This is a genomic window from Moraxella lacunata, assembly GCF_900453205.1.
GTDB classification, from domain to species: Bacteria; Pseudomonadota; Gammaproteobacteria; order Pseudomonadales; family Moraxellaceae; genus Moraxella; species Moraxella lacunata_B.
In genome coordinates, this window is the sequence record NZ_UGQU01000003.1 from 159,089 (window position 1) to 173,988 (window position 14,900).

14 protein-coding genes and 2 pseudogenes are annotated in these 14,900 nt (G+C 43.5%); 14 read left to right on the forward strand and 2 right to left on the reverse strand.

What is annotated here, in order from left to right; genetic code table 11:
- Positions 1 to 36: 36 nt before the first annotated feature.
- Positions 37 to 1,764 carry a proline--tRNA ligase gene (locus tag DX073_RS09650; protein WP_115007840.1) on the reverse strand — a complete coding sequence of 576 codons (1,728 nt, stop codon included), beginning with the start codon at positions 1,762 to 1,764 and terminating at the stop codon, positions 37 to 39.
- A 162-nt stretch (positions 1,765 to 1,926) separates the two neighbouring features.
- On the opposite strand from DX073_RS09650, the gene DX073_RS09655 reads away from it, so the two are divergent.
- The 7 genes from DX073_RS09655 to DX073_RS09680 all read left to right on the forward strand — a co-directional run bounded on the left by DX073_RS09655 (position 1,927) and on the right by DX073_RS09680 (position 8,370).
- Entirely contained in the window at positions 1,927 to 2,604 is a 678-nt protein-coding gene (locus DX073_RS09655; protein ID WP_115007842.1) for a DUF4230 domain-containing protein, read from the forward strand.
- A gap of 767 nt (positions 2,605 to 3,371) precedes the next feature.
- The gene (locus tag DX073_RS09660; RefSeq protein WP_147279715.1) at positions 3,372 to 4,151 is read left to right on the forward strand and encodes a hypothetical protein; all 780 of its coding nucleotides are present in this window, start codon (positions 3,372 to 3,374) and stop codon (positions 4,149 to 4,151) included.
- Positions 4,152 to 4,196: 45 nt separating this feature from the next.
- Entirely contained in the window at positions 4,197 to 4,490 is a 294-nt protein-coding gene (locus tag DX073_RS09665) for a hypothetical protein (protein ID WP_115007846.1), read from the forward strand.
- 396 nt (positions 4,491 to 4,886) lie between these two features.
- Entirely contained in the window at positions 4,887 to 5,414 is a 528-nt protein-coding gene (locus tag DX073_RS09670) for a GTP-binding protein (protein WP_079324175.1), read from the forward strand.
- 47 nt (positions 5,415 to 5,461) lie between these two features.
- Positions 5,462 to 5,902: a roadblock/LC7 domain-containing protein gene (locus tag DX073_RS09675; RefSeq protein WP_051225951.1), complete on the forward strand. Its 441-nt coding sequence runs from the start codon at positions 5,462 to 5,464 to the stop codon at positions 5,900 to 5,902.
- A 369-nt stretch (positions 5,903 to 6,271) separates the two neighbouring features.
- Complete coding sequence (locus DX073_RS14350; protein WP_181814419.1) at positions 6,272 to 6,421, forward strand: hypothetical protein; 150 nt, start codon at positions 6,272 to 6,274, stop codon at positions 6,419 to 6,421.
- Between the two features lie 44 nt (positions 6,422 to 6,465).
- On the forward strand, positions 6,466 to 8,370 hold the full coding sequence (locus DX073_RS09680; RefSeq protein ID WP_220186742.1) for an ATP-binding protein: 1,905 nt from the start codon (positions 6,466 to 6,468) through the stop codon (positions 8,368 to 8,370).
- Positions 8,371 to 8,494: 124 nt separating this feature from the next.
- Here DX073_RS09680 and DX073_RS09685 read toward each other — a convergent pair.
- A protein-coding gene (locus DX073_RS09685) for an IS1 family transposase (RefSeq protein ID WP_228707437.1) occupies positions 8,495 to 9,195 on the reverse strand; the annotation gives its coding sequence in 2 pieces (ribosomal slippage) (positions 8,495 to 8,847 and positions 8,847 to 9,195; 702 coding nt in all).
- Positions 9,196 to 9,264: 69 nt separating this feature from the next.
- On the opposite strand from DX073_RS09685, the gene DX073_RS09690 reads away from it, so the two are divergent.
- The 7 genes and pseudogenes from DX073_RS09690 (at position 9,265) to DX073_RS09715 (ending at position 14,893) form a co-directional block, all read left to right on the forward strand.
- Positions 9,265 to 9,609, forward strand: a complete 345-nt coding sequence (locus tag DX073_RS09690; protein ID WP_258556948.1) for a response regulator — start codon at positions 9,265 to 9,267, stop codon at positions 9,607 to 9,609.
- Between the two features lie 24 nt (positions 9,610 to 9,633).
- Positions 9,634 to 10,161, forward strand: coding sequence for a hypothetical protein (locus DX073_RS09695; RefSeq protein WP_115007852.1), 528 nt, complete (start codon positions 9,634 to 9,636; stop codon positions 10,159 to 10,161).
- 206 nt (positions 10,162 to 10,367) lie between these two features.
- Positions 10,368 to 12,959 carry a type I DNA topoisomerase gene (gene topA / locus DX073_RS09700; RefSeq protein WP_181814455.1) on the forward strand — a complete coding sequence of 864 codons (2,592 nt, stop codon included), beginning with the start codon at positions 10,368 to 10,370 and terminating at the stop codon, positions 12,957 to 12,959.
- A gap of 1 nt (position 12,960) precedes the next feature.
- Positions 12,961 to 13,800, forward strand: a pseudogene (locus DX073_RS09705) (NYN domain-containing protein); the annotation flags it as partial.
- 33 nt (positions 13,801 to 13,833) lie between these two features.
- Positions 13,834 to 14,043, forward strand: a pseudogene (locus DX073_RS15150) (OST-HTH/LOTUS domain-containing protein); the annotation flags it as partial.
- A gap of 100 nt (positions 14,044 to 14,143) precedes the next feature.
- The gene (locus DX073_RS09710) at positions 14,144 to 14,518 is read left to right on the forward strand and encodes an MliC family protein (RefSeq protein WP_115007858.1); all 375 of its coding nucleotides are present in this window, start codon (positions 14,144 to 14,146) and stop codon (positions 14,516 to 14,518) included.
- Positions 14,519 to 14,584: 66 nt separating this feature from the next.
- Positions 14,585 to 14,893: a DUF3817 domain-containing protein gene (locus tag DX073_RS09715; RefSeq protein ID WP_115007860.1), complete on the forward strand. Its 309-nt coding sequence runs from the start codon at positions 14,585 to 14,587 to the stop codon at positions 14,891 to 14,893.
- Positions 14,894 to 14,900: the final 7 nt, after the last annotated feature.

Genomic DNA, 14,900 nt, shown 5'->3' on the forward strand with positions numbered 1-14,900 from the left:
GTTATTTTTGTATAAAAAGTTATAATGATTGTTTCTTTAAAACTTCGCCAACAGCTCATCAAGCCCCAACAGCTCCTTATCATCACTCCCACGCTTGGCGTATTCGTATTTACCCTCAGCAAGGTTACGCTCGGATACGACAATGCGGTGCGGGATACCGATAAGCTCCAAATCGGCAAATTTCACGCCCGCCCGCTCGTCTCTGTCGTCTAATAGGACGTTTACGCCTTTGGTTTTTAGGGTGCTATACAGCTCGTCCGCTTTGGCTTCTGCCGAGCCGTCTTTGGATTTCATGGGGACGACCGCCACATAGAAAGGGGCGATATTATCGGCAGGGTCTGGCGTGTCCGCCCATAGACAGCCCTTATCATCATGGTTTTGTTCTAGGCTTGCCGAGATGATACGGCTAACCCCAATGCCATAACAGCCCATCATCAGCGTAACAGGCTTACCTTCTTTACCCAGTACTGTGCAGTTTAGGGCGTGCGAGTATTTATCGCCCAGCTGAAAGATATGTCCGACTTCAATACCACGCTTGATTTGTAGTACGCCTTTACCGTCTGGGCTTGGGTCGCCGTCTACCACGTTGCGAATGTCGGCAACATCTGCATAGACCGCATCACGCTCCCAGTTCATGCCCGTGGTGTGTTTGTTGGCGATGTTCGCCCCACTCACAAAATCCGCCATGACGGATGCACTTCTGTCGGCAATCACAGGTATGCCATATTTTGCCAAGTCCACGCTGATATAGCCTTTGATGAGTCCTGCTTCTTTCATCTCATCTTCGCTTGCCATTTCTAGCGGTGCTTTGATTTGGGGCAACTTCTCGGCTTTTAGCTCGTTTAGGGTGTGGTCGCCACGCAAGACAAGGGCGACAAGTTTTGGCATATCAGGCGTATCTTCCGAGTACGAGCCTTTGACGATGAGCGTTTTTACCGTGCGTGTCAAGTCCATGCCCAAATGCTCCGCCACTTCTTCACAAGTCGGCATATTTGGCGTATCCACGTCCGTGCGTGGCTCACTTGGGGGCTGGCGTGTGTCGTGGCAGACTGCTTCAGCAAGCTCCACGTTCGCCGAGTAGTCGGACTCACTGCTAAATGCAATGTCGTCTTCTCCACTGTCGGCTAATACATGAAATTCATGACTGGCAAATCCGCCAATAGACCCCGTGTCCGCTTGCACCGCCCTAAAATCAAGCCCCAAACGGGTAAAGATACGACTGTACGCTTCATAAAAGTCTTGATAAGTCTTGGCAAGGCTGTCTTTATCAATATGAAAAGAATACGCATCTTTCATGGTAAATTCACGAGCTCTCATCACCCCAAAACGTGGGCGAATCTCATCACGGAATTTGGTTTGGATTTGATAATAAGTGGCAGGGAGCTGTTTGTAGCTTTTTAGCTCGCCACGAGCGATGTCGGTGATGACTTCTTCGTGCGTAGGTCCTAGCACAAAATCACGGCTATGGCGGTCTTTAAAGCGAAGCAATTCCGCCCCATAGTCCTCCCAACGTCCCGACTCTTGCCACAGTTCGGCAGGTTGGGTGACAGGCATGAGTAGCTCTTGGGCACCGATACGCTCCATTTCTTCACGGACGATTTTTTCCACCCGTTTTAGCACACGTAAGCCTGTTGGCATCCACACATACAAGCCTGACGCAAGTTTGCGAATCAGACCTGCTTTTATCATAAGTTGGGCGGAGATGATGTCGGCATCGCTTGGGGTGTTGCGAAGGGTGGCTAGGGTAAATTGACTGGCTTTCATAAAATTCTCGGCAAGTTTGATTTTAAATTTGGTAAAAACGTATTATATTAAAGTAAACTTTGGTAACAGTGCAAGTAATTTTTTTGATAAATGCTAAAATTGTCCCTATTATGGCATTAAATGAGTTGTTTTACGTCAATTTGTATTTTTAAAAGGAGAGTTATGACCACATCTACCCCACCTACCACCCCCAAAGTAAAAAAAGCCAATAAATTCACCTTATTTTGTATCGTGGCAGTCATGGCGATGATTGTGTTTTTGGCGGTTTTTTGGACGTTAAAATTGACCGAAGAGCCTGCCGTATCCGCCATTAGCCGAGACGGTGTTGTTACCGAAATCCAAAAAATGGCTCGCCTAAATACCGTTGCTTTTGGCGTGGACACGGTCATTACCGCCCAAAAAGAAGGCAATTGGTACAAGCTATGGCAGGACGAGCAAAAGGGGCTGTTTGTTGCTCGTGGGCGGGTTTTGGCAGGCGTGGATTTGGGTAAAATCACGGCGGACAACGTGCAAGTTACCTTTGACCCCCAGACCGACCCAAAAGTCGCCCCACACGCCAACATCACGGTAACGCTCCCGCCATCGCAGGTGTTTGAGGTGTTCCTTGATGACATACAGGTCTATGACTGGAAAACAGGGCTGTTTGGGGTGGTGGATAATGACCCTGAGATTTTAAATCAAGCCCAAACATCCGCCAAAGCCGAAGTGCTAAAAAAAGCGTGCCAAGGCGACATCATGACCCTTGCCACCGATAACGCCACCGAACAAATCAAGGGCTTATTTGCCTTGACAGGGGCGACTGTGGTGGTCAATGGCGATGTGGGGGCGTGTAGGGTGTGAATTTGTATGTTTTTTTAATCATTTAAATGTTAAATAATAACATTTCATCAAATTGATAAAATGGGTAAACCTGCCCATAAAATCATCAATTTGCCCAAATAACACACAAAACATGCCTAATTTATATCCATAATATTTTTATGGGTATAAAAATATTGCTCAATGGTAAAATATTTTTACTGTTTGGTATAGCCGTAAACCAAATTATGTTATAAAATAGAATCAGCAAATTAACAACCTAAATTTGCTGATTTATCTTTAATTGTTTATTTAAAATAAATGTTTTGTTGTGGTCTCATGCCAAAATAACCGCTAAATGTGCCTAATTTTGTAAACTATTGATTAAAATTAAGTTTTATCAATGTTTGTTAATAACAAGTTGGTATTTGATAAATTTTTATGAATTATCAATAATTACTTTTATTGGCATCATGAAGCGATTTCATTTTGGATGAAAATAAAGCACTCATTCTAACTGCCATACCAAATTTTTTAACACGATATTAGATAATGGTATTTTATTAAATTTTAAAATTTTCTGACCGAATTTTTAAAAGTTATTTAAAATCAACAATTATTACTGATGGTCGTATTAATTAAATGTGATATTGGGATAAAAGAAAAACATAAATCAAACATTGATTTATGGCGTATCGGGTTGCTTATAAAATTGAGCAGATATTTTCTTTGTCAAAAATATCAGGACGATGGCGTTAGGCAATTTAGACCAATAATCTCCAAGCGATTGCTTTGGTTGAGAGTAAATCATGACGAGTACTGATAGCAAAAAAGCCATGCGTATTGCCATGGTTGGTGTTAGCCCTGCTGACCAAATTACTTTTAAAGGATATCTGCGTGTCCTATTGCGTTTGGACGTAGATTTGGATTGGGTGTCCGCTCAGATGGGTGAGGTTGATTTGTATGTCATTAATGAAGATTTTAAAAATTCTACCAGCGTGCAAAAACTAATAGAATTGCACCCACGCACACCCATCTTATACGTCAGTCGCAACCTGACGGGCGATGGTAGTATCGCTGGCGACTCACTGGTATTACCCCTAAAACAAATCAATACCTTAAATGACTGGCTTCATGAAAAAGTGGATGTATTAAAGGGTCTGCCTTATCAAAAATCAAGCACGTCTGGTGAGCCTGACAAAACAAGCACCCAAACCAATCAGGAGAATCAAACCAGCCAGTCAGCCCAAACTGCTCACACAGCACAATCGCCACAGTCTACCACATCAAAGTTAGATGACGTGATAGACTTGATTAAGACGTTGCACGCTCGTCCTAAGTCCTTATTTGAGTTAACCCAAGATGGAGAGGTATTGGCTGTCATTGATGGGGCACGCCAGCTGGTATGGTTAAAAAGTGCCAAAGTGGCAGATGTGACGGCATGGCGACTGCGCGTGTATGGCGGTGTGGCAGGCGAGCCTAAGCAAGCCCTCGTCATGAATCAGTGGCTGTATCAGATGGCATGGGCGAATGCTGAGAAGTTATTACCACTCATCGATGGCAATGCCCGCTATCAGCTTCGTTCATAGGCAAAGCCTGATAATAATGCCGACAGACGCATTATCTTGCGGACAATGGTTGCCTTAGAAGATACAGCACGCACGGTAAATGAGATTGTGGCACGCACGGGACTGGGTCGTCCTATCGTCCAAAAAGTGATTGTCTCGCTACTGCTTTCTCAGCATTTGATGGATGATAACTACCAAAACGTGAATGCGACCATCATGCAGACATCGACCGTGGTACCAGTGACAGTCACAGCGTCTGCACCTGTGAGCGAGCCTGAACCAAAACCTGAACCAAAAACCGCCGAACAACAAGAGAAAATCGGTTTCTTGTCACGTCTGCGTCGCAAACTGGGGCTGTGATGACACGTCCTAATTGCAATGTTTTTATTTTTATCATACAATAAATTTATCATTATTTACATTCTCATGTTATTTATATTGGTATTGTTAAATAAAGATAGATTTTAAGGTTTTCCGTTCGGACTGAGCTTGTCGAAGTCTAGGAAAACCGTTATGGTTCGACAAGCTCACCACGAACGGCTTTCTAGAAAAGTATACTCAATTAACAATACCTTTATATTTAATATATTGATAGTAGTCCAAAAAGTATGCTGAACTGGGTTTTCCGTTCGCCCTGAGCCTGCCTGCGGGTAGGACAATCGTTAGGCTTCCCAAGCTCACCACGAACGGTTTCCTTTGTAGCATACTTTTTGAACCAAAGCCAATATATTTAATATAGTTATTTAGGTAGCACTTATGCAACGTCTTAAAATTGTATTTAGTGGCCCTATGGGTGCAGGTAAGACCCAGGCCATCTCTAGCCTCTCTGACATTCCTGTGGTCTCAACCGAGGTCATGAATACCGACCTTGATACCAACGCCAAGCTTTTGACCACAGTCGGCATGGATTATGGCGAGCTGACCATTGATGGTGGGGCAAGTATTGGTCTTTATGGCACCCCAGGGCAGGAGCGTTTTAACTTCATTTGGCCCATCCTATCCCAAGGTGCTTTGGGCGTGGTGATTTTAATTGACCATTCGGCACCTGATCCTGTGGCAGATTTGGCACATTATTTAAAGACTTTTGATGGCATTTATGATGGTCGCATTGTACTTGGTATCAGCCAAGTTGACAAAATGCCCGAGCGTGAATTTTCTATTTATCGTGATTATCTAGCGAGCATTGGGCGTAACTTACCGCTATTTCCTGTGGACATGCGTAAACGTGAAGATGTCTTGTTGCTCGTTGAGAGTATCATCGCTAGCCTAGAACAGTCTGAGTAAATCACTTGACAACACTGACATACAAATAAACATCTTGGAGTAAAATAATGAGTCTTAGCCCTTTTAAATTGGATTCTAATCGTGTCAAGCCTGCTGAGCAATTTGTGACACTTTCAAAAGAAGTGCTTCATGAGTTGGTGCATTCTACCACAGGCGTAGATGGTGTATTACTGGCATCGACCGATGGTTTTGAAGTATCATCTATCTTTCAAAAAAACTATGATGGCAATAAACTCTCAGCAGTCGGTTCATCCATCTTGGCACTGGTACAAGCCTTAACTGCCGAGGCTCAGCTGACTGGGTGCCGTTCGGTGATTTTGGATGCTGAAAATGGCAAAATTATGATTAGTGCGGTGCCAAATGTCAATCAGCCCATGATTTTGATTGTGGTGACCAAACAGCAGGTTTTACTCGGGCAAATCATGCACGCCATGAATAAAGCCACCACTCGTTTGGTGGAGCTTGACGGTCAGCATCACGGCAAATAAGTACATGAATCATCACTCAACAGTCCGATATCGGGCTGTTTTTTATTTTTACAAACAAGATGGTGGCTGTAATGACTTTTATTATTAATTGATACATAAAAAATGTATGAATTGTGAATTAATGTTAGAATAATTTGGTTTTTTGGTATAAAATAGACAAATACACAATTTTAGTCGGCAATTGCTCGGACAGTTGTTAGCGTAATTATAATTGGTACAAATGTACACCAAATAAATATAAATGCACTTTAAAATAATTATTTTAACAATTGTTTTTAATGCGACAAAATAATTTTTTAATTAAACATATTAAATATTCATGCATTAATGACAAGTTGATTTTTGATGTATGATAAATGAAGGTGAGTTATGGGTGGTTTATTAGATTCACGCTATAAAAGTTTGCTGTTATCGCTGGCAATCTTTTTGGCATTGGTTGCTGGCATTTTGGGATTTAACTATTATGCCAACCAACAGGTAAAAAAACTTCTAATTTCTTTGATGTGTTCGGCTTTTTAAGTGACGAATATTATAATGTGAACTTGCAGACTCAGCGACTTCAAGTGGTTCCCGAAGAAGGGCGAGCAGAAGCGATTGCCACGCTAAGACAGAGTGTGGCATCGGTTGATGATTACATGAATTTGTATGAATCTGGTGGTGTTTATGAAGGCGAAGGTAGGAATGTGCCTGTTGAAGCACTTAGCCATCCTGATGACGTTCAGGCGTTTAATGAGCTAAAAGCATGGTGGACAGATTATAAACAGCGACTAAATCCTGTACTAGATGGTCGTGCTGACATTGCTCCTGTGGCACAGCACATCTTTGACAACTACGACGAGCAAGTGTATGGCCCTATCTCTGTGGTTTGGGATAACTATACCATGCGTGGCTTGCGCTGGACGACCCTTGCCAGAAACGTGATGATTTCGGGCTTTGTGCTGGCAGGTCTGTATTTTATTTGGTTTGTGTTTTATTTTTTGAAAAAACTGACCGCATCTGACCGTAACCTACAAATTGCCCGTCGCCAGACGACCAACATCTTAGATACAGTGCAAGAAGGTCTGTTTTTGATTGACAAAAACTTTGTCATCTCCGATGCTCACTCTAAGAATCTAGAAGTCATCTTGGGGCGTAAGGACATTGCAGGCATTACCTTGACCGAGCTGTTGCAAGGCATGGTAGGGCGTGATGATATTGAAGCAACCAAGTTGTTTGTTGAACAGCTTTATAATCCTTGGGTAGTGTCAGAGTTGATTGGGGATTTGAACCCACTACGACAAATCAAAGTAAACGTCACGAACGAGCTGGGCGATACGGTGGTCAAATACCTGTCGTTTAGCTTCTTGCGTGTTCAAGAGAGCGAAAACGACGAAGTTGAAGAAATCTTTGTGAGCATTGTTGATGTGACCGACTCGGTATTACTTGAAAAAACTTTGGAGAGTGAAAAGGCGCAGCATGACCGTCAGATTGAGATGATTGGACACATCCTAAACGTCGATATCAACGTACTAAATCAATTCATCAATAACACTTATGAGCGTGTGAGTGAGATGAACGAGGTGCTACGAGTCGAGGGTCAGCTACATAATAAAGCTCAGACCTTATTTAGAAAAATGCATAGCTTAAAAGGTGAAGCATCTGCCATTAAGATGAGTAGTTTTGTACGTCTTGCTGAGCAGGCAGAAGAAAAACTGGTATTAATCCGCAACCAAAGCACGGTCTCAGGTCAGGACTTTTTGGGTTTTACCATGGTTCTAAACGAAATCCTAGACCTAAACCAGTTTGTCGAAAAACTCTTGCAACGCATTAGCCGTGTGGCAAAAGAAATAGACAAAGATGATGTTGGTCAAAGCGTACAAAGTGTCATGGCACAAACAAATGGCAAGCCTGCTACTGTCGCTCCAAGTAGTCATTCGCTAGATTGGCAAAGCTACTTTGGTGATTATGCTCAGCAAATCGCCGAACGTCAAGGCAAAAAAGTTAAGGTAAACTTAACAGGTTTTGAAGATATTCAGATGACCGATAAGCTCAAAAAGTTCTGCCAAGATGTCGGCATTCAGCTACTTAAAAATGCCATTGCTCATGGCATTGAGACACCTGATGTGCGTGTGCAGGCAGGTAAAAGCGAAGTAGGTCAAATCAAGCTAATGCTTTTACAGTATGGCAGTCAGCTACGCATGAGTATCATCGATGATGGGGCAGGTGTGGATTTACAAAAACTACGTCAAAAAGCCATTGAGATGAATCTTATGACTGCTGAACAAGCATCAAGTCTGCCCGACAGCCGTCTGTATGCCTTGATGTTCCGCTCAGGTATCTCAACTGCCAATGGTGTCGATGAAGACAGTGGGCGTGGTGTGGGCATGGACATCGTGCGTGAGTGGGTCAAAGAAGTTAATGGCAAAATCAATGTCGAGAGTCAGCCAGGGCTAAATACAAAGATTGTCATCAACTTTGATGCACAGTAATATAAATAAAAACAGACCTGAATATTCAGATTCAGGTCTGCTTGTGATTTTTAGATTTTGGAGTAAAGAATGGCTTACCGTCTGATGATTGTTGATGATTCTAATATTATTCGGCATTGTTAAACTAAAATACATAATTCAAAGTTCCATTCCACTTAGCAAACAGTAAGTTCAAAGTGTTTTCTATCATTTTCTCGGATTTAGAATAACATTTTGATTTTCTTCTAAATCTTGCTGTGAAATGCCTAATGAGACTATTATAGCCCTCTATGGTAAAAGTTTGAGCTTTGCTTGTCATATGTTTTGATTTTGGAATGACTTCAAGGTAAGATTTCCAGTAGTCACTACAAAACAGTTGAATGTTATGGATATTCAATTGATTGTAAAGCTGTTTAAAGGTGTTGGTGTCTCGTCTGCCACAAACAAAACCTAAGATTTGTTTTGTTGTTCTGTCAATGGCAACCCAAGTCCAGCAAGCGTTTTTTTATGCTTGGTGTAGCTATGAATCTCATCAAGCTCAACGATATCTATCGCTTGATTGCTATCTTGTTTAATTTGATGTTGTTCACCAAGTTTTTTAACCCATTGATAGACTGTGCCATAACTAATACCTAATATGCGACCAATTGAGCGAAAGCCCAAACCTTCTAGATACATATTGATTGCCATTTGCTTGGTTTCTTCGCTTTTATGATGCGTTGGTTTATGTACCGAAAAGTAATGATTGCAACCTTTGCACTTATAGCGTTGTCTGCCATTGTTAAAACCTGCTTTGACAAAGTGTTTGTGCTTACATTTAGGACAACTATCAAATGTTTCGTTCATTGGTTTTTACTCTATATGGTAAAGTATTGAGCTATTTTAACTTATGTATTTGTTTTTAACAATACCATTATTCGTAACCGCATTGAGCGTTGTTTTGAGGGTAGTAGTATTGAGATTGTGGCGACCGCCAATAATGGCGTGGATGCCGTATTAAAATTTGATGAATTTCGTCCTGATTTTATTACCATGGACTTGACCATGCCACAGATGGATGGACTTGAATGCATCAAGCGTATCGTGGGCAAAGGAACGGGCGTGAGTATTTTGGTTGTCTCGGCACTCTCTGACCGTATGACGGCACTACAAGCCTTGCAAGTCGGAGCAAGGGGCTTTATTTATAAGCCGTTTAATGACGAAGAGCTGATTGCGGGCATGCAACGCCTGATTGAACTTAGTGCCAAAGCTAAGAAATGAGTAAAAGGAAATAAGTGGCCAGTTGTGAGTATTGGGGTCATTGTCGTCATCGTTGCCGTGCTGTTTGTGCTTGGCAACATCATGGGCTTAAAGCCAAAGATGAGTGAGGTGCGAGTGGGCGACATGCGAATGTTTGCCCGCAAGATAGACTTGCACCCCAAACTGGTTGCCATACCCGATTGGCTAAGACAGCACAAAGAGAGCAGGCAGGACAAGCAGACAAATAATCACGGCATGATAGCCCAGTACACTGTCATTGATGACAGCTGGCAGTTGCCTGCCAAACGCCTGCTGTGGACGGGGGGCGACTGGCAAAACGAAGATGGCGTGCCTATCAGTGTGGGCATACCCCCCGAGCCACTACTGTCCTATATCCAAGGACTGACCACCAAAGCCAACAGCGTAACCATTTACTGGTACGATGAAAAATACGCCAAAAGTTTTGCCATCAAAGACGAGCAAGCGATGGCAATCATGGAGCAGGATTTATTGGCACTCAAAACCTTTTTGCAAAGCGTGCAAAATATCAATACTCTAAAATCGTCCCACTAGGCGACCACTTGTGTATAAAATTGTTAAAATATTTTACCAGACTATTGACAAAATGCCAAAGCCCCCTTATAAAGTGAACATTTTAACATTATAAGACAAATAGGCAACTCATGGCACTTCCCAAAAAACCCAGCACACGCACCAAAAATACCGTCAAAGCCACAAAAACCCCCACCAAAAAAACGACCAAAACCGCCAAGGAAGACATGGCGGACACCCCTGTGTCGGGCAAAGGCAAAGCCCTAGTTATCGTGGAATCCCCCGCCAAAGCCAAAACCATTAACAAATATCTAGGCTCGGGCTATATCGTGCGTTCTAGCGTGGGTCATGTGCGTGATTTGCCTGTGTCGGGGACGGGCAAAGCCGAAAAAGCGGACGAGTCGGGACTGTCTCGTGAACAAAAGGCGTATAACGCTCTGGTTCGCCGTATGGGGGTTGACCCTGAGAACGACTGGCAGGCGGTCTATGAGATTTTGCCCAACAAAACCAAAGTCATCAAAGAGCTAAAAGCCCTTGCCAAAGACGCTGATACCATTTATCTGGCAACGGACTTAGACCGTGAGGGAGAGGCGATTGCGTGGCATTTAAAGGAAGTCATTGGCGGCAGCGACAGCAAATACAGCCGTGTGGTGTTTAACGAGATTACCAAATCCGCCATTACCGAGGCCTTCAAGCACCCCAGTAGCTTAAATTATGACCGTGTGAACGCCCAGCAAGCTCGCCGTTTTCTTGACCGTGTGGTCGGCTTTATGGTGTCGCCCCTACTGTGGGCGAAGGTCGCTCGTGGCTTGTCGGCAGGGCGTGTGCAGTCGGTTGCCACTCGCCTTGTCGTGGAAAAAGAGCGTGAGATTCGTGCCTTTACGCCCACCGAATATTGGCAAATTCATGCCGATACATTAAGCAGTTCAAAAGAAAATATTTACCTAGAAGCCATCCGCCAAAACGGCAAAGAGTTAAGCCTTGCCAATGAACAAGAAGCGGTGGCGGTCGTTGATATTTTAAACAACAACCCCTTTATCGTGTCTGACCGTGAGCAAAAGCCCACTCAGTCCAAGCCATCTGCTCCTTTTATCACGTCCACCCTACAGCAGTCGGCAAGCACACGCCTTGGCTTTAATGTCAAAAAAACGATGATGCTCGCCCAACGTCTGTACGAAGCAGGCTATATCACTTATATGCGTACCGACAGCACGTTTTTGAGTGCGGACGCTCTATCAAGTGTACGAACGTACATTGAGACCAATTACGGCAGTCAATACCTGCCAAAATCACCCAACGTCTATGGCAACAAACAAAACGCCCAAGAAGCCCACGAAGCCATTCGTCCGTCTGATGTGGCGGTGTTGTCGGCTCATCTAAAAGACATGGAGCGAGATGCCCAAAGGCTTTATGAGCTGATTTGGCGACAGTTTGTGGCGTGTCAAATGCCCCCTGCCCAGTACCTATCCATGACCTTGACCGTGTCGTCTGGCAATGTGGAATTAAAGGCAAAAGGGCGTGTCATGACCTTTGACGGCTACACCAAAGCCCAGCCCCCTGCCAAAAGCGATGACGTGCTACTGCCTGATGTCAAAGTGGGCGAGAGTTTGACGGTAAATGAGATTATCCCAAGCCAGCATTTTACCAAACCGCCAGCCCGTTATACCGAAGCCAGTCTTGTCAAAGAGCTTGAAAAACGTGGTATCGGACGACCGTCCACCTATGCGTCTATCATCTCCACCATTCAAGAGCGTGGCTATGTCCGCACCGAAAACAAACGCCTATTTGCCGAAAAAATGGGCGACATTGTAACCGACCGTTTGACAGGGAGTTTCCCTGACCTAATGGATTACACCTTTACCGCCAATTTGGAGGATAAACTTGACCATGTGGCAGAGGGCGATGTGGATTATAAGGCGGTGCTTGATGAGTTTTATGGTGATTTTAAGGGCAAATTAGAAACCGCCAAAGCCAAATACGGCATGAAACCCAACGACCCCACGGACGTGCCTGATGTACATTGTGATTTGTGCGGTCGCCCCATGCAGATTCGCACAGGTGGTACGGGTGTGTTTTTGGGCTGTACAGGCTATAACCTACCGCCAAAAGAGCGGTGCAAGGGAACGAAAAATCTCATGGCGGTAGAAGCCTTCGCCAATCAGACGGCAGACGATGAGTCGGACGAGATTTTGTCGTTATTAGAAAAAAAGCGTTGCCCCAAATGCCACACGGCAATGGACGGCTATATCGTGGACGGTGGGTTAAAATTGCACGTTTGTGGTAATAACCCTGACTGCGATGGGTATCTCCTAGAAAAAGGCGTATTTGAAACCCAAAAAGACAATGACGCACCGACCATTGACTGCGACAAATGCGATGGGCAAATGGAGCTAAAAACAGGGCGGTTTGGGGCGTATTTTGCTTGCCAAAAATGCGACAATACCCGTAAAGTCCAAAAAGACGGACAGCCTGCACCGCCACGCATGACGGCAATTCCCATGCCACATTTGCGTTCAGTGCGATTTGATGACCATTATATCTTGCGTGAAGGGGCGGCAGGGCTGTTTTTGGCGGCATCCAAATTCCCCAAAATCCGTGAAACTCGTCCGCCCAAAGTGGCAGAACTGCAAGCCATACAAGGCGAGCTTGACCCCAAATTCCACTACCTGCTGTCCGCCCCCACAACCGACAATGACGGCAACCCGACCATATTACGTTGGTCTCGCAAAAATGCCGAGCAATATGTCGGCTCAGAAAAGGACGGCAAGGCGACTAAGTTTGCGTTGGTATGGAGAGATGGGGCTTGGGTGAGCGAGTGATATGAAAAAGTTGGCGGTACTCATTGATGCAGATAATACATCTCACAAGACCATAGGGCTTGTACTACAAGAGATTGCCAAATATGGCGTGCCAATCGTCAAGCGTGTCTATGGCGATTGGAGTAGCGAGATTAATGAAAACGGCAAGCCAACCAATCGCCTACACGTTTGGCGTGATGTTTCGCTATCGCATGCCATTACACCCATTCAGCAGTTTGCCTACACCAAAGGCAAAGATGCCACGGACATGATGCTTATCATCAATGCCATGGATTTGCTGTATGGCAATCAATTAGATGGCTTTTGTATTATATCAAGCGACAGCGATTTTACTCCGCTTGCCAGCCGTATTCGTGAAAGTGGCTTGATGGTTTATGGATTTGGCAAAATCCAAACACCAAGTGCTTTTATCAATGCGTGCGACAAATTTATTTATATAGAAAATCTAACTCAAAGCTATGTGGAAAATGATACCAATGAAATACTTGATAATAAGGAAAATTCATCACTACTGATGGAAAAAAATAAAGTCATGAACAGTCAAAATAGGCTGTCAAAAGACAGCATTAAGCAATTATCTGATGATGTTATTCAAAAACCAACAATGCTCAGTCAACAGGTTGCAATAGATGAGCCAACCCTACAACTTATCTATAAATCTATTAAAGATATTGCAGATGACGATGGTTGGGCGAATTTATCTACGCTAGGCAATCACTTGGCAACCATTAAGCCTGATTTTGATACAAGGACTTATGGACGTGCCAAGCTATCAGGATTATTGCAAGCATTAGATTTGTTTGAGATAAAACTAGAAGGTTCACAAAAATTTGTAAGGAAAAAACCCAGTTTCGCCAAGGTGCTAAAAATCGTTCATGATGTGATAATAGATTATCGTGGTTTAAATGAGTGGACTTCTATCAATCTTTTAGCAATTGAGATTGCTAAAAGAAACCCAGATTTTAATCCTAGAATTTTTGGCTATCAAAATATTCAAGAAATTATCAAAGCCATCGACAGTAAATATTTTGAATTAGATACAGATAAAACACGAATTAAACTGTTGTCAATAAAAGAGAAATAAATGCAACAATATTACCTTGCATTTTTCCTAACTTTCTCGTACAATGGTTAAATAATTCTCAATTTGTTTTATTTTTAACCATGCTTTTAAGGAGCCATCCATGAAAAAATTTGCATTTGCCCTAACGGCTGTCGCCCTTGTATTGACAGGCTGTAACAACACCAAAGCACTTAATGAAGCTGCCAGTGCATCAGCGATTGTGGCATCAGAATATCAACCATTTACCAAAGCTTTCTTGTGCGATAACGGCATCGCACCATCTCTGTACTACCCTAACGACAGCCAAGCCCAGCTAACCTTAGAAGGCGTGACCACCACCTTAAATATCGCACCTTCAGCATCAGGCGAGCGTTATGTGACAGATGCTGGCATCTTCGGTCACGGCGGTGAATGGCACCAAAAGGGCGATATGGCGGTATTTAGTTACAAAGGTGTGCATGGTGCCCCTGCCCAAGTGAACTGCACTGTAGAATAATTAGTAGTCTACTGACAAAACACCGCTCGTTCGGTGTTTTGTTTTATCTTTTAAATAGGAAAAACCATGACAAAGTTATTGCGTTTGGTAAGTTTTTTGGAGGGAATATCTTTTATCCTACTTTTGGGGATTGCTATGCCCTTAAAATATATGATGGATAAGCCATTTTTGGTGCCGTATGCAGGTATGTTTCATGGGGTCATGTTTGTTGTGTTTGTCGTGCTACTGCTTGTGGTGTGTCAGGTCAAAGGTTGGTCTTTGAAGGTATTTGTCATCGGACTTTTGGCATCTATTTTGCCGTTTGCTCCGTTTTGGTTTGAGCGGTACATTCACAAGCTTGAATTGGCAGAAGATGAGCTGATGGCAGATGAATGATAAAAAT

Bases quoted from the DNA above. Each gene is read 5' to 3' on its own strand.
- DX073_RS09660 (WP_147279715.1), top strand. From the start codon at position 3,372: ATGACGAGTACTGATAGCAAAAAAGCCATGCGTATTGCCATGGTTGGT.
- DX073_RS09655 (WP_115007842.1), top strand. From the start codon at position 1,927: ATGACCACATCTACCCCACCTACCACCCCCAAAGTAAAAAAAGCCAAT.
- DX073_RS14350 (WP_181814419.1), top strand. From the start codon at position 6,272: ATGGGTGGTTTATTAGATTCACGCTATAAAAGTTTGCTGTTATCGCTG.
- DX073_RS09710 (WP_115007858.1), top strand. From the start codon at position 14,144: ATGAAAAAATTTGCATTTGCCCTAACGGCTGTCGCCCTTGTATTGACA.
- DX073_RS09715 (WP_115007860.1), top strand. From the start codon at position 14,585: ATGACAAAGTTATTGCGTTTGGTAAGTTTTTTGGAGGGAATATCTTTT.
- DX073_RS09670 (WP_079324175.1), top strand. From the start codon at position 4,887: ATGCAACGTCTTAAAATTGTATTTAGTGGCCCTATGGGTGCAGGTAAG.
- DX073_RS09665 (WP_115007846.1), top strand. From the start codon at position 4,197: ATGGTTGCCTTAGAAGATACAGCACGCACGGTAAATGAGATTGTGGCA.
- topA (WP_181814455.1), top strand. From the start codon at position 10,368: ATGGCGGACACCCCTGTGTCGGGCAAAGGCAAAGCCCTAGTTATCGTG.
- DX073_RS09675 (WP_051225951.1), top strand. From the start codon at position 5,462: ATGAGTCTTAGCCCTTTTAAATTGGATTCTAATCGTGTCAAGCCTGCT.
- DX073_RS09650 (WP_115007840.1), bottom strand. From the start codon at position 1,764: ATGAAAGCCAGTCAATTTACCCTAGCCACCCTTCGCAACACCCCAAGC.